Annotated in this window: 2 protein-coding genes; both read right to left on the bottom strand. The window is 63.5% G+C overall.

What is annotated here, in order from left to right; all coding sequences use genetic code 11:
• Positions 1 to 8 precede the first annotated feature (8 nt).
• Complete coding sequence (locus tag A9W96_RS28340) at positions 9 to 689, bottom strand: hypothetical protein (RefSeq protein WP_067144530.1); 681 nt, start codon at positions 687 to 689, stop codon at positions 9 to 11.
• A gap of 43 nt (positions 690 to 732) precedes the next feature.
• Positions 733 to 1,355: sensor domain-containing protein (locus tag A9W96_RS28335; RefSeq protein WP_067144529.1), on the bottom strand; the 623-nt coding region annotated here is incomplete at its 5' end.

The raw sequence follows: 1,355 nt of genomic DNA, 5'->3' as shown, positions 1-1,355 counted from the left end.
TCGTCCAATCAGTAGGTCTGGCTACCTTGCGGCAGAATCCGGAAGCCGTGTGTGCCGTCGTGATCGAGGTTCTGGATTTCGCAGGTGATCGAGTCGTCGGTGACGACGGCGCATATTGATGTGTTGAGGTCGTCGTCGCCGCGGTGTCCTCCGGGGACCACGATTTTCTGCCCAGGATTGAGTAGGTGGTAGCTGGCGGGGTCGACGGTTCTTTTCTCGGTCGGACCGGCGTGGTAGGTCTCTTGCTCGTTGAGGTCGGTGTGGCTGAGCAGGGAGAAGACTTCGGTGTGCCCTGGGGGCGCGGGTCCGCGGGTGATCGGCGTCAAGGTGTCTTTGTCGTAGGGCCATTCGGAGACCTGTGCGTAGTTCACCCCAGGTGCCACGCCGGGAAGTTGGCCCCAGCAGTCGATTGCGACGGCGTATTGGAACGAGTGTGGGCCGTCATAGATTCGGCAGCGGATTCCGGCGCGGGTGATGAACTGAATTCCGTTCCAGCCGTAGGTCGAATAGGTGCGGTAGTCGTCGGTGTTGACGGGCTGGTAGTCGTTGAAATTAATCGGCGGGGGTGGTGGCGGGGCGGCGCAACATGCCGGTTTCTGGTGGCATGCCACGCTCGTGGCGCCGATGAGTATTGCTGAGATGGGGACGGCAAGCGCGCGCACTGCCGGCACCTCCTTCTTCTGTGTCATGTGCCCCATGGAGTCGATGATGGCCTGGCGGGCTCGGTGGTGGTCAGGCCTGGGAGATGGCGCCGGTGGTCTTGGTGACGATGTCGCTGGCTTGGCTGGTGGTGTCGAAGCCGCACCACAGGGTGTCGATGATGACGTTGTTGGCCAGCCCCAGGGCTCGTTGGCAGGTGAAACCATCACCGCCGGCTTGGGTTTGGGTGTTGGTCAGGGTGGTGTCGGTGGCCCGCAGTTCACCGAAGTTCCATGTCACCGGGGCGTGGCTGTGCAGGACGACGGTGAGCGAGTGGTTGGCGCAGCTGGACCAGCGTGTTTTGGCTTGGCTGAAGAATTGTTGGGCTGAGTCGGCGTCGCGGAAGCTGATGAGGGCCTGGATCAGTGCGTGGCGGGCGCTCCCCGGTGTGGTTGCGTCGTCGAGGATTTGGCCTTGCATGGCGGTCCAGTTGGTGCCTTGGTAGGCGTTGGCTTCGGCCGGGAAGTAGGTGTCGAGGCAGGCCGGGTTGGAGATGGTGTCCTCGTCGTGCCACATGTGCGTGATCGGTGTGCGGACCGCCATGCCGGTGGTGTGCGCGGCGGTGTTGATGTCGTTTTCGCTGAGCAGCAGGTCTGGCAGGTGCTGGGGCAGGATCGCCGGGGGTTGCCAGCGGCCGAGGTCTGCGGCAGCCGCGG

The sequence above is a fragment of the Mycobacterium sp. 1245852.3 genome (assembly GCF_001669335.1).
GTDB classification, from domain to species: domain Bacteria; phylum Actinomycetota; class Actinomycetes; order Mycobacteriales; family Mycobacteriaceae; genus Mycobacterium; species Mycobacterium europaeum_A.
This window is presented reverse-complemented; position numbering and strand designations above follow the sequence as displayed.

What these genes read in the sequence shown, in the direction of transcription:
- A9W96_RS28340 (WP_067144530.1), bottom strand. Translation starts at nt 689, where the DNA reads ATGACACAGAAGAAGGAGGTGCCGGCAGTGCGCGCGCTTGCCGTCCCC.